A 19,758-nucleotide genomic window follows, 5' to 3' on the forward strand; every position below is an offset into this window, starting at 1 on the left:
TGTTCAACCCCCTGCGGTACCGTCGCCGTCCCTCGTGGCGTCCGATCCGGATCTCCGGACGCCGTCCGTCGGTTCCGCGACGGTGCTGGAAATGTTCCTTCCCTGTGAGCCGTCGAGATCCGACGACTCGTCCACCTTCCCCGTGGACCCGGTTCCGGTGGCTTCGTTCACCGCGGTTTCGGCCCCCGATACATCCGATCCCGCTACATCCGCCCCCGCCGCGTCCGACGCGGCTCCGGTCCCCGCCGCACCGGACAACGCGCCGTGCACCGCCTCGGCCGTTCGCCTGCCGAAACCCGGTACGGCGCTGATCTCCTCGATCGTGGCAGCCCGGATCTTGCGCAGCGAGCCGAAGTGCTTGAGCAACGCCTTCTTCTTGACCTGCCCCAACCCCGGCACGGCGTCCAGCTCGGAGTCGGTCATCCGCTTGGAGCGCTGCTTGCGGTGGTAGGCGACCGCGAAGCGGTGCGCCTCGTCCCGGACCCGCTGCAGCAGGTAGAGCGCCTCGCTGGTGCGGGAGAGGACCAGCGGCTCCGGTTCGGCGGGCAGCCACACCTCCTCCAGGCGTTTGGCCAGTCCGATGACGGCGACATCGGTGATACCGAGCTCGGCCAGCTCGTCGGCGGCGGCGTTGACCTGCGGCGCCCCACCGTCGACCACCAGCAGGTTGGGCGGGTAGGCGAACTTGCGCGGCCTGCCGGTCTCGGAATCCACTCCCGGTGGCTGCTCGCTCCCGGCGGAATCGAGCTCCTCGCTCTCCCCCGTGCCGTCGCTCTCCCCGATGCCGTGACCGGCCTGGGCACCGTCGCTCGCCTCGACCGAGCCGGTGCCCGGGAGAGAGCCGGCGTCCGCGACAGGGCCCGCGTCCACGGCCTCCGCCGCGGAGCCGGGCCCCTGCTCGGACTGTTCGGCGCCGGTCTCGCGCAGGTACCGGTTGAACCTGCGCCGAACCACCTCGGCCATGGCGGCGGTGTCCCCGCCGTCTCCGCCACCCCGCACGGAGAACCGACGGTACTCGGACTTGCGCGCCACCCCGTCCTCGAAGACGACCAGTGAGGCGACCACATCGCTGCCCTGCACGTGGCTGACGTCCACGCACTCGATCCGCAGCGGCGCGCTGTCCAGCCCGAGCGACTCCTGCAGCTCCTGCAACGCGGCCGATCGGGCGCTGATGTCACCCGCCCTGCGCAACTTGTACTGCTTGAACGCCTCCTGCGCGTTGGCGCGCACCGTCTCCAACAACGTTCGCTTGTCACCCCGCTGCGGGACGCGCAGTCCGACCTTGCTGCCGCGCAGCCTGCCGAGCCACTGCGCCACCGCCTCGGAGTCCTCCGGCAGCTCGGGGACCAGCACCTCGCGGGGCACCGGGGTCCCGCCCGCGTCCGCCTGGTCGGCCAGCGCGGCCTGCTCGCCGTAGAACTGGGTGAGGAACTGTTCGACCAACTCGGGAGTCTCGGTGCGCTCCGCCTTGTCGATGACCCAGCCGCGCTGGCCGCGCACCCGACCGCCACGCACGTGGAAGACCTGCACCGCGGCGGCGAGCTCGTCCTCGGCGAAGGCCGCCACATCGGCGTCGGTGCCGTCCCCGAGCACCACGGCCTGCTTCTCCATCGCACGGCGCAACGCCTCCAGGTCGTCGCGCAGCCTGGCGGCACGCTCGAAGTCCAGCTGCTCGGATGCCTGCTCCATCCGCTCCCGCAGCCTGCGCGTGATCGCGTCGGTGCGGCCGGACAGGAAATCGCAGAACTCGTCCACGATGCGGCGGTGCTCATCGGCCTCCACCCTGCCCACGCAGGGAGCCGAGCACTTGTCGATGTAGCCGAGCAGGCAGGGCCTGCCCATCTGGGCGTGGCGCTTGAACACGTTGTTGGAGCAGGTGCGGGCGGGAAACACCCGCAGCAGCGTGTCGAGGGTGTCGCGGATCGCCCAGGCGTGCGCGTAGGGCCCGAAGTAGCGCACGCCCTTGCGCCGGGGACCGCGGTAGACGTGCAGCCGGGGGAACTCCTCGTGCAGCGTGACCGCCAGCACCGGGTAGGACTTGTCGTCGCGGTAACGGACGTTGAAGCGGGGGTCGAACTCCTTGATCCAGGAGTACTCCAGCTGCAGCGCCTCCACCTCGGTGTTGACCACGGTCCAGTGCACCCCGGTGGCGGTGGTCACCATCTGGCGGGTGCGCGGATGCAGCGCGGAGAGATCGGCGAAGTAGTTGGAGAGCCTGCTGCGCAGACTCTTCGCCTTGCCGACGTAGATCACGCGGCCATCGCCGTCGTGGAAGCGGTACACACCCGGGGAGTCCGGGATGGTTCCGGGAGCTGGTCGGTAGGTGGACGGATCGGCCACGCCCCCAGCCTACGTGCGCTCACCACCCTCTTGACCAAGCCGGTAGGAGAATCCACAGCGGTACTCGTGCCGCGTGGTCGGTTGGCCGGCACGTGAGTCGGCGCCTTACCGCGTTGGGCGGTGAGTTCTTGTCCGTCGGTGGAGCAGCGGGCGTAGCCGACCAGAGCGCCGGACATGCTCGGCAGCGTGACGGTTGCCTACCCACCTCCCTCTCAGAGAGTCACCATACTGGGTTACTGAGACAGCCCTGGTCAGAGGAACGCCAGCTCGTGACTTCGTCTCGTGTCCGTGTCGGCCCGGGGGCGCTGTCTCGGGGGGTCCGCTCTCGGACGAGCCGTGACGGTCGAGACCCACGAACCTGGATCGAGGGCGGCCCACTCTTGGGAGGGTGAGGAGGCAGTCCTGAACACTGCCCCGCCCAGGAAGGAAGAGCAGACGCGTGACCCTCAGTCGACCAACGCGCACGTTATCGGCGCATCCCAGAAGGATGGGCTGGTTATCCTAAGGCTCAGCCGCCCACGGGATCGGCGTCGACGCGAGACGGTCCGAACGCCTTCGCCAGCAGCGTCGACAGCTGCTCGCACTCGGCCTCGGTCAGCCGGGCGACCCCCTCGGACGGCAGGCTGAACCGCCCCTCGATGTCCCGGATGACCTCGACACCGGCTTCGGTGATCGACACCCGGCGGGTGCGGCGATCGTCGGGGTCGGGCTGCCGGACAACCAGACAACGCGACTCAAGACGAGCCACCATCTGGGAGACGTTGGACGCGTCGCAGACGAGCTCGACCGCGAGCTCACCCATCGTGCGGCTCTCCCGCCTGAGCTGTACCAATAGGCATGCCTGCGGTCCACTGAGTCCGGCGGGGTGGGCGGCGCGCTCGAACGCCGCCTCGTAGGCGTACACGAAGTCGTAAAGCTGGTCCTCAAGCGCCACTACGTCAGGGTACTTGATTCAATCACGCAAGATGCTTGATTCCCTCATGCTTTGATGCTTACATGGACACGGTTGTTCCTTTATTCGCTCAAGCACCAGGGAGTCCCACCATGCCCCGTGTCCTCATCACCGGCGTCCGCGGTAAGACCGGTGCTCCGCTCGCCCGGCTACTCACCGCTCACGACGACGTCGAGGTGCTCGGCGGCAGCTCTGACCCGTCGTCCGTCGACCTCCCCGGCGTACGCCCGACGGCGTTCTCGTGGGACGACCAGGACGGCTGGCCGGCAGCCACCGACGGTGTCGACGCCATCTACGTCGTCCGCCCCGATCGCGAGGACGCGCCCCAACTCGTGGCCGATCTGCTGCGGAAGACGGCGGCGCACACCCGTGTCGTGCTGCTCTCGGAGCAGAACGCCGACTCGTTCGCGCCCGGCACTTGGGCGCCCGAGGTCGAGCGGGCGGTCCGTGAAAGCGGCCGCAGCTGGTCGATCCTCCGCCCGGGCTGGTTCGCCCAGGTCTTTACCGACGATCGCTATCTGCGCGCCGACGTGGCCGTCGGGCGACTGCCGTTCCCGGCAGGCGGCGCCGCCCTGGCCTGGATCGACACCCGTGACATCGCAGCCGTCGCCGAACGAGCCCTGCTCGACGACGGGCTCGCCGGCACGGTCCACGAACTGTCCGGGCGCCAGGCCCTCACCCTGCCCCAGACCGCCGCGGCCCTGTCCGAGGTGCTGGAACGACCCATCGAACACCTCGAGGTAACGATCGAGGACGCCGTGGCCGGCGTCGACGGCTTCGAGCGCTGGGAGTTCGCCACGACGTACGAGCGGGTACAGGCCGGGGTATACGCCGTCACCGACGGCGTGGAACGAGTCACAGGGCGGCCGGCCCGCTCGTTTCACGAGTTCCTGGCGGAGCATCGCGTCGAGCTGGGAGCGTAGCCCATCGAAGACGCCGTGGACTGACCGATGCGTACCCGGCCCTCTTCCGGCCCGAAGATCGCCGACCGTGCCGACCCGTGAACGTGAGGCACCACCCTCCTGGGCCCAAGGTCTGTCCGACAACGAGATCGCCGAGCGGCTGTTCCTGTTCGAAGGACCGTCGACGGTACGTCACGATCCCGTGCAAACTGGACGTGCGAAACTGCGTCGAGATAGACGGTGCTCGACGAGCACGACCGTGTTCAGCACCGGCCCGAGCGCGCCGAGCTGGTTCTCCTGGCCTTTCCGACAGGGGTCATACAGCTGGCCGCGTTTGCCGTGAAAGCTCCTCCGAGCCAGCGCGTGGCGGGACTTTGGGTGTGGATGCGGCGCCTCGGGTGATACGCATCAGTTCCGAGGCCCTCATCGCCCCTATGGACAGCGAGCCGGCCACACGCAGCAGATCGGGCCAGTTCCACCGGATCAACTTCTCACGCCGCTTCCCCAGACCCCGACATCCGGCTCGACGCCCGCGCCGCCCACCGGATCGGGGTGGCCTGGCTGCTGGCCGCGCGATCACCGCGATCGCTGGTGCACCTCCCGCTGCGAAACAGCCGATCACCGGCCTCGGCGAGGTGCGAGCCGGAATGCTTCCGGCAGGAGGAGTGCCCGTACAGCACAGCGGAAAGGCCGCTGGACCTGCTGTTGCTGCATCACAGCCTGCAGTTCCGCCCTTCGCGATGGAAGGAGGTGCGTGCCCGGTTGGACGACGGCACGCCGGAGACGGCAGAAATCCCCGCGAGCGATGCTCCGGAGTTCGGGAGTGAGCCCTTCGAATTCCACTGGATAAAGCGATACCCGCTGCGGCAGCACGTACACGCGGAAACGCTGCTACTCACCGGGAACGCCCCGCTTTTCCGAGAGCTGAGCACGTACTTCCTCGACATCGCCGAGAACGGCCCCGGATCGCACTCGTGGAACCCGAGGAAGCACTACTGCAACGAAATCCGGTGGCCGGAAATCGGCCGGTACGACCAGGAGATACACATCGTCTACGACGAGCGGTGGTCGGGAATCGAAATCAAGCTCTGAGGGAGTGGGCGGGCACCTCGCGCTGTGGTGCCCCGCAGCGACCTACACCCCACCCGACTCACCCGGCACTCCGGTTACCTCGGAAACTCACCGGCGCGGTGGACGGTAGTTCTCGATCCGCCGCAGCAGCGCCCTGATGCGCAGCGCGTACAGCGGGGACAGCGCGTAGCCCGGGTAACTGGCGAACCAACCGGCACTGCCGAGGCTCACCGCGTCGGCACCGGCCCAGAAGTACTCCCGGCAGTCGTCGAAGCTGCGGATGCCGCCGGTGGCGATGATCGGCAGGGTCACACCGGCATCGCGCAGCTCCGAGACCACCCGCAGCCCGACCGGTTTGATCGCCCGTCCGGAGAGCCCGCCGAAACCGTTGGCCAGCAGCGGATTCCCGGTCTCCGGATCCAGCCGCAGCCCCTTGACGGTGTTGATGGCGGTCAGCGCCGACACTCCGTGCCGCGCGGCCAGCCGGGCGTGCTGCAGGTAGTCGTAGTCCGGGGAGAGCTTGAGGATCACCGGGTGGTTGCTGCGCGGCACCGCCTCGGCCAGTACCGACTCGATGATCGCGTTGAAGTCGAAGTTGACGTTGTGACAGGAGACGTTGAACTCCACAGCCGCGATGTCGCCCGCCGGGACGGCATTGTTGATCTTATCCACCAACGTGGTGAACTCCTCGGTGGAGAATCCCCCGACCGAGATGATCGTGTTCTGCCCGCGAGTTCGCGGATAGTAGTCCCGCAGGTAGGAGTCGATTCCCACGTTGCACCAGCCGAAGGCGTTGAGCCAGCCGCCGTCGACCCGCTGCAGCGCCCTGCCGTAGCGCTTCAGCAGACCGGGCAGTTCCCGCAGCGGCCAGACGTCGCGGGTGGTGAAGTGCCCCTCGCGGGGCTCGACGGTGACCGTGCGGGTGGTTATGGCGCCGAACCGGTCCAGCGGCACGAACTGCGAGACAGGGCTCATGCCGTAGGGGATGAGCTTGGAATTGGCCACGCCGTAGCCGAGTATGCTCGAAGAGGTCACCAACCGGTTGCGGAGTCGGATGTCCCCGAGCCGGACGTGCGGCCCCGCCGTCTCGTCGGCACGGACCAACCGCAGGTTGCGCTCCTGAGCCAAGCTCACGATCTCTCCCCTCACCGTGTGCGCGATGACCGATTCGATGTCACCGTGCTCATTCTCGCGCATCGGCGAGCGGCGGCACACGCGGTGGGTGTACAGGGATTTCCCGTTCAAGTTGTCGGTGTGCCCCGGCTCCGGCAACGCCAGGTCGCGCACCGTTCCTCGGCGCGAAAGCGCCGACACCACCCACCGCACTCACGGGTTCTCCCGTGCGGCTCTCGCGAGGACGCCCCCGACGTTGTGTAGTAACTACCCGATGTCGGGGGGAACCGCAGCGAGAGCCGTGCGAGAGGTTCCGCCACCCGACCCCCTACGGGCCGGACGGGGAGTAATCACCCATCGATGTGGCCGATCTCGCGCCGCAGGGCGCGGAGGTCTCGCATGGCGCGGACCGCGTGCTCACCGTCGAAGGACTGGATCGCCGAGATGGATTCGTACTCGTCGTCGGGCAGTTCCAGCCGCGCGCAGTTGGCCCCTTCGGGAAAGCTCACTCCCCGCACATCGGACCAGGAGTAGCGGCGGGTCAGGATCGAGTTGCGCACTTCCACGCCGTTCTCGTCGGCACGCAGCCGCGGCCGGATCGACAGCAGGATGAGCCCGGCCAACACCGCGCCGATGCCGACCATGGCCACCTGGTCGGAGACCGTCAGCAGCAACCCGTTCGAGGTTCTGCGCAGCATCACCGCGGCCACCCCGCAGACCACGAACACCACGACAGCCGCGGGCACGGCCACGTTGCGCACCCGCTTGGGGCGCACCTGCACGAAACCGTCGGTACCGGTCGAGGCGCTCACAGGAAGCCTCGCTCGCTGCTGTAGTCGCCGCGGAGCCCACGCAGCACCAGCGCGGTCTCCAGCGCGGCCGCGGTGGCCTCGAACCCCTTGTCCTCGATCGAATCGTCGAACCCGGCGCGCAGCGTCGCCTGTTCACGACTGTCCACGGTCAGCACACCGTTTCCGACAGCGGTGGACTCATCAAGGGTGACCCGGGTCAGCCCCGAGGTCACCGACTCGCACACGTAGTCGAAGTGCGGAGTTCCACCGCGAATCACCACTCCGAGCGCCACCACGGCGTCGTAGGCGTGGGTGAGCTGCTGGCAGACCACCGGAAGTTCCATCGAGCCCGGCACCCGAACCACTCTCGGCTCCGCGGTGCCGGCCTGTTCGGCCGCCTCCAGGGCACGTCGCAACATCTGCTCGGCGATGTCCGCGTGCCAGCGAATGGCCACGATCGCCACTCGCAGGTCGGGCGCGTGCGGCACCGAGACCTGCGGTCGTCCTTCCCCGCTCATGCCGTCACCTCCGAGCCACCGCCGATCGAGGAGTCCTCCCCCTCATCCAGGTACTGCAGTTCGTGTCCCATCCTGTCCCGCTTGGTGCGCAGATAGCGCAGGTTCTCCGCGTTGGGGCGGATGGGAAGCGGCTCGCGGCCGACGATACGCAGGCCGTAGCTTTCCAGCCCGACCCGCTTGTCCGGATTGTTGGTCAGCAGCCGCATCGATCGGACACCGAGATCGGCCAGGATCTGGGCCCCCTGCCCGTAGTCACGGCCGTCCACGGCCATGCCCAGCGCCAGGTTCGCGTCGACGGTGTCGGCTCCCGCGTCCTGCAGCTGGTACGCCTGCAGCTTGTGCATCAGGCCGATGCCCCTGCCCTCGTGGCCGCGCATGTAGAGCACCACGCCCCGGCCCGCCTCTGCCACCCTTGCCAACGCGGCGTCGAGCTGCGGACCGCAGTCGCAGCGCATCGAACCGAGCACGTCACCGGTCAGGCACTCGGAGTGCACGCGCACCAGCAGGTCCTCGCCGTCGCCGATGTCGCCGTACACCAGCGCCAGGTGCTCGATCCCGTCCAGCAGGCTGTCGTAGCCGAAGGTCCGGAAAGTGCCGTGCGCGGTGGGGATGCGTGCCTCGGCGACCAGCTGCACCTGCTTCTCGAACCGCCTGCGGTAGGCGATGAGGTCGGCGATGGTGATCAGCGCGAGTTCGTGGTCGGCGGCGAAGACCTCCAGCTCGTCGCGTTGGGCCATCTCGCCCTCGGCCTTTTCGCTGACGATCTCGCAGAGCACCCCGGCGGGCCGCAGCCCGGCCAGTCGTGCGAGGTCGACGGCGGCCTCGGTGTGGCCGGAGCGGCGCAGCACCCCGCCCTCACGAGCGCGCAGCGGCACCACGTGCCCAGGCCGGTTGAGGTCCTCGGCCGTGGAGTCGGGCGCGGCCAGCACGTTGATGGTGTGGGCGCGGTCGGAGGCCGATATGCCGGTGCCCACGCCGGAGGCGGCGTCCACGGTGACGGTGTAGGCGGTACCGTGCAGGTCCTGGTTGGCGTGGTACATCGGCGGCAGGTTGAGGCGGTCGCAGTCCTCGCCGGTCAGCGCGGCGCAGACGTATCCCGAGGTGTAGCGGACCATGAACGCGAGCAGCTCCGGGCTGGCCAGCTCCGCGGCGAAGATCAGGTCACCCTCGTTCTCCCGGTCCTCGTCGTCGACCACGACCACCGGCCTGCCCGCGGCGATGTCGGCCAGTGCCCGCTCGATATCGGCGAAAGTCGTGTTGCCGACCTGCTCGGCGTCCCTGCTGTCCGGGGGGCCGTCCGGGACGGAATCCTTCGAACTCACCGCGCCTGCTCCCTACTGTCACCATTGTCCGCCGCACGCGGTGCTCCCGTGCGGGTGAGCCGGTCGAGTTGTGGGGCCATCAGCCGCTCCACGTGTTTGGCGAGCGCGTCGACTTCGATGTTGACCCGATCGCCGGGTGAGCGCAGCCCCAGTGTGGTCACTTCCCGGGTGGTGGGGATCAGGGCCACGCTGAAACCGCCCTCGGTGAGACCTGCCACCGTCAACGAGATCCCGTCCACGGTGATGGAGCCCTTCTCCACCAGGTAGTGCGCCAGGTGGGGCGGGAGTGAGAACTCGGTGCGACCGTCGGCGTCGGCCGCGAGGAGGGTCGCGGTGTCGTCGACGTGCCCCTGCACGATGTGCCCGCCGAGCCGATCGCCGAGCGCCATGGCACGTTCCAGGTTCACGCGGTCGCCCGCGACGAGCTCCCCCAGGGTGGAACGGCGCAGGGTTTCGTCGACGACGTCGACGTCGAATCCGTCCTCGGTCAGCCGAACCACGGTCAGGCAGACTCCGTTGACGGCGATGGAATCGCCCGGCGAGGAGTCACCGGTAACCACCGAGGCTGCCAGCGAGAGTCGGGCGCCGTCGGAGGATCGCTCGACCGCGACGAGCTCCCCGAGTTCCTCCACGATCCCGGTGAACACGTGGCACCCTCCTTTGGGCGTTCCAATCGGCCGTTCGGGGGACGTCGGTCGGGAGTTCTCCCGCGAGGTAACCGTACCCAACGTGTTCCGAGCGAGAAGTCATTACCCGTACGACGTAACGAACCGCGTTCGCTGCCCCCACTTTAGCCCTCGGACGGAACAGCGCTGATCCACACGTCCCGCCCGCACATCCTGACCCGTTCGAAGTGAAAGCGCCACGCCTGCGAGATACTCGCCACTCCCGCGTCGCCGAGCGCGGCGCTGCCCGACCCGAGCAGGGCCGGCGCCACGAAGGCCTCTACGAGATGGATCCGTCCGGCCGCCAGGAACGCACCCGCCAGGGTCGGACCGCCCTCCAGCAGTACCGCGGTCACTCCCCGCTCGGCCAGCGAGCGCAGCACGTGATCCGGATCGCCACCGGGGAGCCGGATCGTGGGGGCGGAGTCGTCGAAAACCTTGGCCGACTCCGGGAGATCGCGATCACCCACGACCACCCGCAGCGGTTGTTCCGGCAGCGGGACACCACGCTCGTCCCTGGCGGTCAGCCGGGGATCATCGGCCAACACGGTGCCGGTACCGACGAGCACGGCGTCGCGGTGTGCCCGGATGCGGTGCACCTCGGCGCGCGAGGGCTCGGAGCTTATCCACTGGCTCGTGCCGTCGGAAGCGGCCGAACGACCGTCGAGGCTCGCGGCGTACTTCCAGGTCACGTGGGGAAGGCCGGTTCGCGTGGCGTGCAGCCAGGGGCGCAGCGCCCCGGTGGCGACCTCCTGCTCGTCGATGCCGCCGACGACGTCCACCCCGGCCTCGCGGAGCAGGGCGGCACCACCGGAAGCGGCCGGATTGGGGTCGGCCACCGCGTAGGCCACCCTGGCTACGCCCGCTTCCCGCAGCGCCACCGCGCAGGCCCCGGTCCTGCCGGTGTGGACGCACGGCTCCAGCGTGACCACGGCCGTGCCACCGACGGCGGCCTCACCGGCCTCTCGCAGCGCCAGGACCTCGGCGTGCTCCCGACCGGCGGGGCGAGTCGCCCCGGTGCCGGCGACGTGCCCGTGGCGGTCCAGCACCACGCAGCCCACCGCGGGGTTGGGGCTGGTGCTGCCGAGTACGCGTTGCCCGAGCTCGGCGGCCCGACGCATGGCGTCGAGGACCACCGGGTCACGGGACCAGTCCGAACCGCTCATGCGGAACCGTGCGCGGAGGTGTCCAGCGCCCGGGCACGCAGTCCCTCGACCGCACGGACTGGATCCTCGGCCCCGTATACGGCCGAACCGGCCACGAAGCAGTCCACGCCCGCCTCAGCCGCCTGTTCGATCGTGTCGCTGTTGATGCCGCCGTCGATCTCGACGAGCAGATTGAGGTGGCCGGTGTCGACCATGCGGCGCGCCGCGCGGACCTTCTCGAGTACCCGCTCGATGAACTTCTGGCCGCCGAATCCCGGTTCCACCGACATCACCAGCAAGGTGTCGTAGTGTTTGAGCACGTCGGTGTAGGACTCCAGCGGGGTGTCGGGTTTGACGGACAGCCCGGCCTTGGCACCGGCGGCGCGAAGGTTCTTGGCCAGCGCCACCGGGTCCTCGGCGGCTTCGGCATGCACGGTGACGTTGTGCGCACCGGCCTCGGCGTAACCGGGTGCCCAGCGATCGGGGGCGTCGATCATGAGGTGGCAGTCGAGCGGGGTGTCGGTACTGCGCAACAGCGACTCGACAACCGGCAGGCCGAGTGTGAGGTTGGGAACGAAGTGTGCGTCCATAACGTCGACGTGCAGCCAGTCGGCCCCACGACCGGGGCCGCCGACAGCGGCCATCTCCTCGGAGAGCCTTGCGAAATCCGCGGACAGGATGGACGGCGCGATCATGGGCTGGTTCGACACAATCGGATGATAGCCCTCGGGTGAGACGAGGGCGGTGCTCCCCGGTGGAAGACACCGGCCGCGAACCGGAAAGTCACGTAGTGTCCGGGTGACCGCGCTGTTCTCCGAGTCACCGCGGAGCGCTCCCGACGAGCGAAACCGAACGGACGGAGGCGGGAAGTGCCGATCACGAAACACTGCCCCGGCGGGCTGCTGCGCGGGGTGCTGCGCGCCCCCGTCCGGTTGTACCGCAGGGATCTAGGCTGGCTGCTCGGCCACCGGTTCCTGTACCTGGTCCACCGCGGTCGCGACACCGGCGTGCTGCGGGAGACCGTGCTCGAAGTGGTGCGACACCAACCGGACTCCGGTGAGGTGGTGGTGGTCTCCGGCTGGGGTGACAGGTCCCAGTGGTACCGCAACATCACCAGGTCACCCGCCGTGGAGATCCGGGTCGGCAGACAGCACTACCGGTACCCGCGGCAGCGCGTGCTCGACGAGTCCGAAACCGCCGACCTGCTGGCCGGTTACGTGCGCAGACATCCCCACGTGGCGCGGGTGCTGGCGAGGGTGACCGGTTGGCCGCTGCTGAGCGAGGAGGGCCGCGCGGAACTGGCGCGGACACTGCCCGCGATCTCGTTCACCCCGCGCGACCACAGCGGCTCGGTCTGAACCACCGCGTCGCACCACCGGGGTCACGAAGCCCGTTCGCGATCCGGTGTTCCGGACCGGCTCGCTCGGCCCGAGCGAGCCGAGCGAGTCTCCGGGCGGGATTCAGACATCCACGCGTTGTTCGGTGGTTCGGCGACTCTCCCGGCGCCTGATCAACCAGTAGGCCAGCAGCAGCAACGCCACGAAGGGCAGTCCGGCCTTCCAGGCCATGCCGAACTGGGCGGTGAACGGTGTCGTCAGCAGCACCGCGAGCACGAAGAGCATGGCGAGCACGGTGGTGAGCGGGGCTCCGGGCAGCCGCACCGGCGAACTCGGCAGGCCTGCCGCGGCACGTTTGCGGCGGAAGACGAGCTGGCTGGCGAAGATGATCAGCCAGGTCAACAGCGCGCCGAACAGTGCGATTCCCAGCAGCACCGGAAACGCCGAACTCGGCGCGAACGCCGACACCGCGGCTGCCAGCGCCAGCCCGACCGCCGAGAGCAGCAGCGCCCGACGGGGTGTGCCCTGGCTACTGAGTCCGGCGAACCAGCGGGGCGCGTAGCCGTCGCGGGCCAGCGAGTAGGTCATGCGGGCGGTGACGTAGAGATTCGTGTTCATCGCCGAAAGCGCCGCGGTCAGGATCACGAAGTTCATCACGCCCGCCGCGGCGGGAACCCCGGCTATCTCGAACAGTCGCACGAACGGGCTCTGCGTCAGCTCGTCACCGCCGGAGGCGCTGTTCCACGGCAGGATGGACACGATCACGAGCATGCCGAGCACGTAGAACAGCGCGAGCCGCAGCACCATGCCCCGGGCGGCGCGGGGGACGTCGCGGGTGGGGTCACGCGATTCGGAGGCGGTCACCGAGACGGCCTCGGTCCCCAGATAGGAGAAGGTGACCACGGTCAATGCCAGCCACACCGCACCGATGCCGTTGGGCAGGAAACCACCGTGCGCGGTGAGCGCGCCCACACCGGTCGCGGGCTCGCCCGGCAGGCCGAAAACGATGTAGACGGCGCCGAGCAGGATGAACACCACGATCGTGACCACCTTGATCATGGCGAACCAGTACTCGAACTCGCCGAAGTAGCGCACGGCCGACGCGTTGACCACGAGCATGATCACGGAGAAGGCGACGACCGGCAGCCACAGCGGCACTTCCGGGTACCAGAACCGGAAGTAGATCCCGGCAGCGACGACCTCGCTGCCGATGTTGACCACCTGCGCGGCCCAGTAGATCCACCGCTGCACGAATCCGGCCATTCCACCGAGGTAGCGATGCGCGATGGCTCCGAAACCACCGGCCTCGGGATGTACCACCATCATCTCGGCCAGCGCGTAGGCCAGCGCCAGCGCGGCCAGCGCGGCCACCACGTAGGCGAGCAGCACGGCAGGACCGGCGATGGAGATCGCCAGCCCGGAGCCGAGGAACAGTCCGGTACCGATCGCTCCCCCAACGGCGATCATCCCGACCTGTCGACTGCTGAGATCCCTGCGTAACCCGGTCTCGGTCTCGTCGGCTCGCTGCCGCACTCCGTTTTCCTCCCGTATCGTCCGGAAACCGCGGAACAAACGGTCCACAATCTAAGGCAGGGAGCCCACGAACGGTTCCGCCGGTTGGATGCGGATTGCCCGTTCGGGTTCGGCGTCACGGCGTCACGGCGTCAATTTCTCGCGAAATCGCCGCGCGGAGGCGGGCCGGAGCCACGTACCCCCGAGGGGCCGTCAATTTCTCGCGAAATCGCCGGGCCGGGAGGGGTTCGGTGGGACCCCGACTTCGATGGGACCTCAGCTGCCCACGTCCTCGTACCACAGTCGAGGGGACCGTTCGATGAAATCGGCCATCATGCGCACGCACTCGCCGTCGTCGAGCAGGATGACCTCGACGCCGCACTCGGCCAACCACTCATGCCCGCCGTAGAAGTTGCGCGCCTCGCCGATGACGACCCGGCCGATCCCGAACTGCCGCACCAACCCACTGCAGAACCAGCACGGCGAGAGAGTGGTCACCATCGTCGTCGCGCCGTACCCCCGGTGCCTGCCCGCCGCCCGAAAAGCCGTGGTCTCCGCGTGGGCGGTGGGGTCACCGTCCTGCACCCGCCGGTTGTGGCCGCGCCCCAGGATGTCGCCTCGCTCGCCGACCAACGCCGCACCGATCGGTACGCCACCCGCCGCCTCGCCCGCACGGGCCTGCTCCACGGCGGCGGCCAACCAGCTCCGGTACTCTTCCAACCTCGTCACTGACTCCATCGCCCGTCTTCCGCTCCGCACCCGGGTAAGAACGTCGTCCCGCCGGGACCACACCGGCGCACCAACCGTATCCGGCCGGTGGAGCGATCGACGGCCGGACGCCGGCGGATCAGCTCGGCAACGTGAAGGTTATCGGAGTACCGCGCTCGACACTGCGACTGACCGTGCAGTGACGCCCGATGGCACGTCGCACGGCTTCGACCAGTTTCGTCCGCTCGGCCTCGTCGGTGATCGCCGACAGATCCACCTCGAAGGAAACCCCCACCGACTCGAAGGTCTCGGGATCCTGTTCGTCGACCGTGCGCTCCGCCCGGGCGGTGATCGGCGCGTCGTCACCGAGTCGCCGCACCAGCAGGTTCTGCCCGGTGAGTTGGGCGCAGCCGGCGATGGCGGCCAACAACAGCTCCCCCGGCGTGAACGCGTCCGGCATACCACCGGCCGCGATCTCGACCGTGCCGCCGCGACCGTTGCTCGCGGTGAACGTGGACGCACCTGTTCGGGTGACCTCGACGGGACTGGAGGACATAACCACCTTCCGTAGCGGTTGCTCGGCTGCGAATACGAGAGACGGTCAGACCCGCAACAGCGCGCAGAACATCGCGTCGGTGCCGTGCCGGTGCGGCCACAGCTGCACGGACGGCCCATCGCCCAACGAGGGGACCTCCGGAAAGAACGGCCTAGCGTCCAGTTGTCGCACACCGGTTTCGGCGACCACCTCGGAGACAACACCGCTCGTCTCCGCCGGATGCGGGGAGCAGACGACGTAGGCCACCACCCCACCGGACCTGGTGAGGCGCACAGCGGAGGACAGCAGTTCGCGCTGCAACCGCACGAGATCGGCGACGTCCTCGGGCTGTCTGCGCCAACGTGCCTCGGGCCTGCGCCGCAGCGCCCCCAGCCCGGTGCAGGGCGCGTCCACCAGGACCCGGTCGTAGGTCCCGGACAGGCCGGGAGCACGCCCGTCAGCGACGCGCACGTTCACCGACAGCCCCCGCGTGGCCGATCTGACGAGTTCGGCACGGTGCTCGGCCTGCTCGACGGCGTCGAGCGCTCCACCGTCCAGGGTGACCAGCGCCCCCAGCAGATTCGCCTTGCCACCGGGACCGGCACACAGATCCAGCCACCGGGTGTCCCGGCCGTCCAGTTCGACACCGGTCAGCGCCAACGTCGCGAGCTGGCTGCCCTCGTCCTGCACCGCGGCGAAGCCCTCCTGGACGGGCTCCAGTTCCCCGGGGTCGCCCGCACCGGCTTCGAGATGGACGCCGTAGGGCGAGTAGGGCGCGGGATCACCGCCGGTGATCGCGGCCAGCTCGTCCGCGCTGATCTCGCCGGGGCGCGCCGTCAGGTGCACGGCCGGTCGGGCGTCGTCGGCGGCCAACGCGGCGTCGAGTTCCGCACCGGTGTCGTCCAGCACCTCGGCGAACGCCTGCGCGATCCAGCGAGGATGGGCGTTGCGGAACGCCGTGTGGCCCACGGGATCGGATTCCACGTCCGGAGCCAGCAGTTCGACCCACTCCGACTCCGTGCGCTCCCCGACCCGGCGCAGCACCGCGTTGGCGAAACCGGCCAGTCTGGAACCACGATTGCCGCGCACCAGGTCGACCGTCGACGCGACTGCCGCGTGACCGGGGATACGGGTACGCAGCATCTGGTAGGTGCCGAGCCGAAGGGCGTCCAGCAACAGCGGATCCACTTCGTCCAGCGCGCGATCGCTGCACTCGGCGATGACCGCGTCCAGCAGTCCCCGCGCCCTGGCCGAGCCGTAGGCGAGTTCGGTGGCCAGTCCCGCGTCCCTGCCGCTGACCCGGTACTGCCGCAACAGCCCGGGCAGCACGAGATTGGCGTAGGCGTCGCGTTCCCGCACGGCACGCAGTGTCTCCAGCGCCGCCGTGCGGGCGGGATCGTCGGTCGGCGGTTTCGCACGCTCGGCGCGCCGGTTCGGCGGCCGGGAGTTCTTCGGACGGGAGTTGGCGCCAGGACGCTTGCGGTTCACTTCAGCACGGTTCCTTGTTCGATATGCACACCGCGTGCCCAGTCGGTGGCGGGCATGCGCTTCTTGCCGATGGCCTGCACCTCACCGAGCCGGACGGGATCGGTGGCTGTGCCCACCAGCACTCGCTTGCGCTCTACGAGGAGCTCGCCCGGTCGCAGCGCACGCAGTTCCGGGGAGTCGGCCCCGACCACGGTAACCGGTCCCAGTTTGAGCCGGTGTTCCGCCAGCCATGCCCAGGCCCCCGGTTCAGGGGTCACCGAGCGGATCACCCGCTCCACGGCCTGGGCGGGCATCCCGAAATCGACCTTGGCCTGTTCGGAAGTGATCTTGGGGGCGTAGGTGATCCCGTCGGTCGGTTGCGGTTCGGCGTGCGCGGTCCCGTCCTCGACGGCGTCGAGGGTCGCCACGAGCAGCTCGGCGCCGGACACGGCCAACCTGTCGAGCAGCGAACCGGCGGTGTCGTCGGAACCGACCCCCTCGGTGACCACGCCGAACACCGGTCCGGCATCGAGCTCGGGCACGATCCGGAACGTGCTGGCACCGGTGACGTCGTCGCCGTACCTGATCGAGGCGGGCACCGGCGCCGCGCCGCGCCAGGCGGGCAGCAGCGAGAAGTGCAGGTTGATCCAGCCGTGCCGGGGGATGTCGAGTGCCTCCTGCCGCAGCAGCGCTCCGTAGGCCACCACAGGGCAGCAGTCGGGCTCCAGTTCGGACAACCGCCGCAGGAAATCCGGATCCGAGGCCCGCGAGGGTGTCAGCACCTCGATACCGTGCTGCTCGGCGCACTCGCGCACCGGTGAGGGGACCAGCCTGCGCCCGCGTCCGGCGGGAGCGTCGGGCCTGGTTACCACCGCCACGACCTCGTGCTGCGAGTCGAGCAGTCGACGAAGTGCGGGCACGGCTGGTTCGGGAGTGCCCGCGAATACCACGCGCATGTCTAGTGTGCTCCTCCGAAGGACGAGTAGGGGTCCTGCTCCGTCGCAGGCCGGGCGCGATCGAACGAACGATCTCCCCGGTCGTTCCGAGCCTGATCGTGCTGGGCCGGTTCGTGTCGAGCCGGTTCGTGTCGGGCCGGACCGCCGGAACTCTCGTCGAGTCGGTCGAGGAAGACCAACCCGTCGAGATGATCGGTCTCGTGCTGCAGACAACGCGCCAGCAGGTCCGAACCGACGACTTCGACGGGTTCGCCGTGCATGTTCCAGCCCCGAACGAGCACGGTGCGGTACCGCGGGCACAGCCGATCGACCTCCGGGACGGACAGACACCCCTCGGGTCCCACTCGCGGCTGCTCGTCGAGCGGACGCAGTGAGGGGTTCACCAGATGTCCGGCGTAACCGGCGCAGTGATAGGCGAACACCCGAACCGGTTCGCCCAGTTGCGGGGCGGCCAGCCCGGCACCACCGTGGCTCTCCATCGTGTCCCAGAGATCGCGCACGAGCGCACGCAGCCCGCTGTCGAAGTCGACGACCTCGGCGGAGCCCCCGCGTAGCACGGGGTCCCCGAACAGCCGGATCGGCCGGACGCTCACACGTGCTCTCCAGGGTCGTGGGATGCCGGGTTCAGTCTAACGACCACCCGTCGAGTTCGACGGGACCGAACCGTCCGGGCGCTTCCGGAGCCGTGCTCGGCCCTCGGCACGCCCGGACGGACGCGATCTCGCCACGGCGACGGCCGTGGACAGCCCGATCGGAAAACCCGAATCAGGGACCGGCAGAAAGGGCCGCCGCGGTGTAGTCACAGGTCGGCGACCACAGCAGGAAGGAATCGATGTCGTTGTTCTTGGTGGCATCGATCTGGGCCGACACCTTGCCGGGACCGTAGTGCGTCCCGAGGCTGAAGTCCTGCAACCAGGGAATCACCTGGGATCCGGTTCCCTCTGTGGTGCCGAGCCAGTCCCGCAGCGAGCGGTTCACGATTTTGTAGGGTTCGTTGTTGGGATCGGCGACATCGTACTCACCGGGACCCCAGTGCGATGGATAGATCATCGGGGACACGTAATCGACGTGTTCCGCGATCTTCGGAATGTTCTGTCCCACCGATTCCGGCCTGGTCACGGTAATACCGAACACCGAGGCACCGAGGTAGGCATCGTGTTCGCGCAGCCGTTGGCGGGACTCTCGCAGGAATCCGGCGATGCTTTCCGAGGGCGTTTTTCCCAACCCGGCGAAACGCATTCCACCGCGATCGCCGTCCGGCCTGCGCACGTAATCGTAAAGAATGTCGTCGAATCCGAGCCGGGCCGCTTCGACGGCGATATCGATATTGTAGTCGCGCACCGCGGGATTCGCGAAATTGGTGAACGAGTAATCACCGTAGCCACCGTTGTAGGGTCCGCCCGCCGCGGTGCGGACCACCCGGTCGCGGTTGCCGGACTTCCAGGCGGACTCGGCCAGGACGGGGTCTTTGAAGGCCACCAGCCTGCCGACCACTCGCACGCCCATCCCGTGCAGCCGATCTATGGCCTCACGGGCGTCGAAGTATCCCTTGTCGGCGCCGATCCGTTCGGCCAACGGCACCTCGGAGTCGTACTGGATCTCCCCGCTCTCGTCCTTTATGTCCAGCTCCACGGTGTCGATGAGCCCCTGGCGGGCCATGCGCAGCACCGGCTCGCGGAGTTGCTCGCTGGACCAGGCCAGACCGGTCATGTGCACCGCACGCATACCGGGGTGGTCCACCTCGATCCTGACCTCTGTCGAGGAGGTGTTGCCCGCCCGGTCGGTCGCTTTCACGGTCACGCTCGACGCGGCGTCGCCGAGTTCGCGACTGAATTCTCCGGAACCGTCGAGTGAGACCCGTTCCCCGGCGACGGTGACCCGAGAGGCGTCAATCGCCTTACCGGAAACGGCAACCGGATCCGAAAAGGACTCACTGCTGACCTTCTCCGGCACCAGGATCTCGGGAGGAGTGGCGTCCACTTCGAAGTTCTCGCGCAGCGTCCTGCCCCAGGGCAGCGCTCCGGAGGGGACTTCCACCCGTAACCGGTGGGACCCCTCGGTCAACTCATCCGGCCGCAGCACAGCCGCACCGTCCCGCGCTCGGACCGAGACGGATTTTCCGTCCACATCGGCCTTGACCTCGTCCGGGGACTCGGTTTCCACCCGGATCGCACCGTCGGCGACCGCCGCCGGGGTGAGCGGATGGTCGGGCAGTCCACGCACTTCGGGCCGTTGCATGGTGAGCAGGTTCGCCATCCAGATACCGCCGACCACGAGCAGCAGCCCGCCCACGGTCAGCGCGATCTTCATCCAGGACGCCCGCCTGCCACGCCCCTTGGCGGAGTCGGATCGCGGATCCTCGTCGTGGTTCCCGGCGTCGGAGTTCTCGGTCTCTTCGCTGTCTTCTGGCGTCGGATCAACCAT

Annotated in this window: 19 protein-coding genes; 3 read left to right on the forward strand and 16 right to left on the reverse strand. The window is 68.8% G+C overall.

Features of this window, described 5'->3' with window-relative positions; genetic code table 11:
- Positions 1–3 precede the first annotated feature (3 nt).
- Both uvrC and J2S53_RS07980 read right to left on the reverse strand, forming a co-directional pair.
- Positions 4–2,340 carry an excinuclease ABC subunit UvrC gene (gene uvrC, locus J2S53_RS07975; RefSeq protein ID WP_456240458.1) on the reverse strand — a complete coding sequence of 779 codons (2,337 nt, stop codon included), beginning with the start codon at positions 2,338–2,340 and terminating at the stop codon, positions 4–6.
- 508 nt (positions 2,341–2,848) lie between these two features.
- On the reverse strand, positions 2,849–3,274 hold the full coding sequence (locus J2S53_RS07980; protein ID WP_456240459.1) for a MarR family winged helix-turn-helix transcriptional regulator: 426 nt from the start codon (positions 3,272–3,274) through the stop codon (positions 2,849–2,851).
- Between the two features lie 110 nt (positions 3,275–3,384).
- Between J2S53_RS07980 and J2S53_RS07985 the strand changes: the two genes are divergently transcribed.
- Together J2S53_RS07985 and J2S53_RS07990 are read left to right on the forward strand one after the other, a co-directional pair.
- Complete coding sequence (locus J2S53_RS07985; RefSeq protein WP_456240460.1) at positions 3,385–4,215, forward strand: nucleoside-diphosphate sugar epimerase; 831 nt, start codon at positions 3,385–3,387, stop codon at positions 4,213–4,215.
- 531 nt (positions 4,216–4,746) lie between these two features.
- A complete protein-coding gene (locus J2S53_RS07990) occupies positions 4,747–5,286 on the forward strand; it encodes a hypothetical protein (protein ID WP_456240461.1) in 540 nt (179 codons plus the stop codon).
- A gap of 87 nt (positions 5,287–5,373) precedes the next feature.
- Here J2S53_RS07990 and J2S53_RS07995 read toward each other — a convergent pair whose 3' ends face one another.
- From J2S53_RS07995 to rpe, 7 genes are all read right to left on the reverse strand, one after another.
- A complete protein-coding gene (locus tag J2S53_RS07995; protein ID WP_456240462.1) occupies positions 5,374–6,399 on the reverse strand; it encodes a dihydroorotate dehydrogenase in 1,026 nt (341 codons plus the stop codon).
- 329 nt (positions 6,400–6,728) lie between these two features.
- Entirely contained in the window at positions 6,729–7,190 is a 462-nt protein-coding gene (locus J2S53_RS08000) for a PH domain-containing protein (protein WP_456240463.1), read from the reverse strand.
- A complete protein-coding gene (gene ribH / locus J2S53_RS08005; protein ID WP_092927825.1) occupies positions 7,187–7,687 on the reverse strand; it encodes a 6,7-dimethyl-8-ribityllumazine synthase in 501 nt (166 codons plus the stop codon). Before ribH ends, J2S53_RS08000 begins: the two co-directional genes overlap by 4 nt.
- On the reverse strand, positions 7,684–9,009 hold the full coding sequence (locus J2S53_RS08010; RefSeq protein ID WP_456240464.1) for a bifunctional 3,4-dihydroxy-2-butanone-4-phosphate synthase/GTP cyclohydrolase II: 1,326 nt from the start codon (positions 9,007–9,009) through the stop codon (positions 7,684–7,686). The genes ribH and J2S53_RS08010 overlap by 4 nt, the downstream gene beginning before the upstream one ends.
- Positions 9,006–9,656 (reverse strand): riboflavin synthase, encoded by a 651-nt coding sequence (locus J2S53_RS08015; RefSeq protein WP_456240465.1) that lies wholly within the window; start codon positions 9,654–9,656, stop codon positions 9,006–9,008. Before J2S53_RS08015 ends, J2S53_RS08010 begins: the two co-directional genes overlap by 4 nt.
- A gap of 143 nt (positions 9,657–9,799) precedes the next feature.
- On the reverse strand, positions 9,800–10,840 hold the full coding sequence (ribD, locus tag J2S53_RS08020) for a bifunctional diaminohydroxyphosphoribosylaminopyrimidine deaminase/5-amino-6-(5-phosphoribosylamino)uracil reductase RibD (protein ID WP_456240466.1): 1,041 nt from the start codon (positions 10,838–10,840) through the stop codon (positions 9,800–9,802).
- The gene (gene rpe / locus J2S53_RS08025) at positions 10,837–11,514 is read right to left on the reverse strand and encodes a ribulose-phosphate 3-epimerase (protein WP_456242739.1); all 678 of its coding nucleotides are present in this window, start codon (positions 11,512–11,514) and stop codon (positions 10,837–10,839) included. The genes ribD and rpe overlap by 4 nt, the downstream gene beginning before the upstream one ends.
- Before the next feature lie 174 nt (positions 11,515–11,688).
- On the opposite strand from rpe, the gene J2S53_RS08030 reads away from it, so the two are divergent.
- Entirely contained in the window at positions 11,689–12,177 is a 489-nt protein-coding gene (locus J2S53_RS08030) for a nitroreductase family deazaflavin-dependent oxidoreductase (RefSeq protein WP_456240467.1), read from the forward strand.
- A gap of 102 nt (positions 12,178–12,279) precedes the next feature.
- Here J2S53_RS08030 and J2S53_RS08035 read toward each other — a convergent pair whose 3' ends face one another.
- The 7 genes from J2S53_RS08035 to J2S53_RS08065 form a co-directional block, all read right to left on the reverse strand.
- Positions 12,280–13,689: an amino acid permease gene (locus tag J2S53_RS08035; RefSeq protein ID WP_456240468.1), complete on the reverse strand. Its 1,410-nt coding sequence runs from the start codon at positions 13,687–13,689 to the stop codon at positions 12,280–12,282.
- A gap of 255 nt (positions 13,690–13,944) precedes the next feature.
- On the reverse strand, positions 13,945–14,397 hold the full coding sequence (locus J2S53_RS08040; RefSeq protein WP_456240469.1) for a nucleoside deaminase: 453 nt from the start codon (positions 14,395–14,397) through the stop codon (positions 13,945–13,947).
- A gap of 118 nt (positions 14,398–14,515) precedes the next feature.
- A complete protein-coding gene (locus tag J2S53_RS08045; RefSeq protein WP_092981581.1) occupies positions 14,516–14,932 on the reverse strand; it encodes an OsmC family protein in 417 nt (138 codons plus the stop codon).
- Positions 14,933–14,977: 45 nt separating this feature from the next.
- Complete coding sequence (locus tag J2S53_RS08050; RefSeq protein WP_456240470.1) at positions 14,978–16,399, reverse strand: RsmB/NOP family class I SAM-dependent RNA methyltransferase; 1,422 nt, start codon at positions 16,397–16,399, stop codon at positions 14,978–14,980.
- Positions 16,396–17,334, reverse strand: a complete 939-nt coding sequence (gene fmt, locus J2S53_RS08055; protein WP_456240471.1) for a methionyl-tRNA formyltransferase — start codon at positions 17,332–17,334, stop codon at positions 16,396–16,398. Before fmt ends, J2S53_RS08050 begins: the two co-directional genes overlap by 4 nt.
- Positions 17,335–17,336: 2 nt before the next feature.
- Complete coding sequence (gene def / locus J2S53_RS08060; protein WP_456240472.1) at positions 17,337–17,927, reverse strand: peptide deformylase; 591 nt, start codon at positions 17,925–17,927, stop codon at positions 17,337–17,339.
- Between the two features lie 172 nt (positions 17,928–18,099).
- Positions 18,100–19,758: a putative glycoside hydrolase gene (locus tag J2S53_RS08065; protein WP_456240473.1), complete on the reverse strand. Its 1,659-nt coding sequence runs from the start codon at positions 19,756–19,758 to the stop codon at positions 18,100–18,102.

Source organism: Actinopolyspora lacussalsi (genome assembly GCA_030803735.1).
In the GTDB taxonomy this organism is placed as follows: Bacteria; Actinomycetota; Actinomycetes; order Mycobacteriales; family Pseudonocardiaceae; genus Actinopolyspora; species Actinopolyspora lacussalsi.

What these genes read in the sequence shown, in the direction of transcription:
- J2S53_RS07985 (WP_456240460.1), top strand. Translation starts at nt 3,385, where the DNA reads ATGCCCCGTGTCCTCATCACCGGCGTCCGCGGTAAGACCGGTGCTCCG.
- ribH (WP_092927825.1), bottom strand. Translation starts at nt 7,687, where the DNA reads ATGAGCGGGGAAGGACGACCGCAGGTCTCGGTGCCGCACGCGCCCGAC.
- ribD (WP_456240466.1), bottom strand. Translation starts at nt 10,840, where the DNA reads ATGAGCGGTTCGGACTGGTCCCGTGACCCGGTGGTCCTCGACGCCATG.
- rpe (WP_456242739.1), bottom strand. Translation starts at nt 11,514, where the DNA reads ATGATCGCGCCGTCCATCCTGTCCGCGGATTTCGCAAGGCTCTCCGAG.
- J2S53_RS08045 (WP_092981581.1), bottom strand. Translation starts at nt 14,932, where the DNA reads ATGTCCTCCAGTCCCGTCGAGGTCACCCGAACAGGTGCGTCCACGTTC.
- fmt (WP_456240471.1), bottom strand. Translation starts at nt 17,334, where the DNA reads ATGCGCGTGGTATTCGCGGGCACTCCCGAACCAGCCGTGCCCGCACTT.
- J2S53_RS08065 (WP_456240473.1), bottom strand. Translation starts at nt 19,758, where the DNA reads ATGGTTGATCCGACGCCAGAAGACAGCGAAGAGACCGAGAACTCCGAC.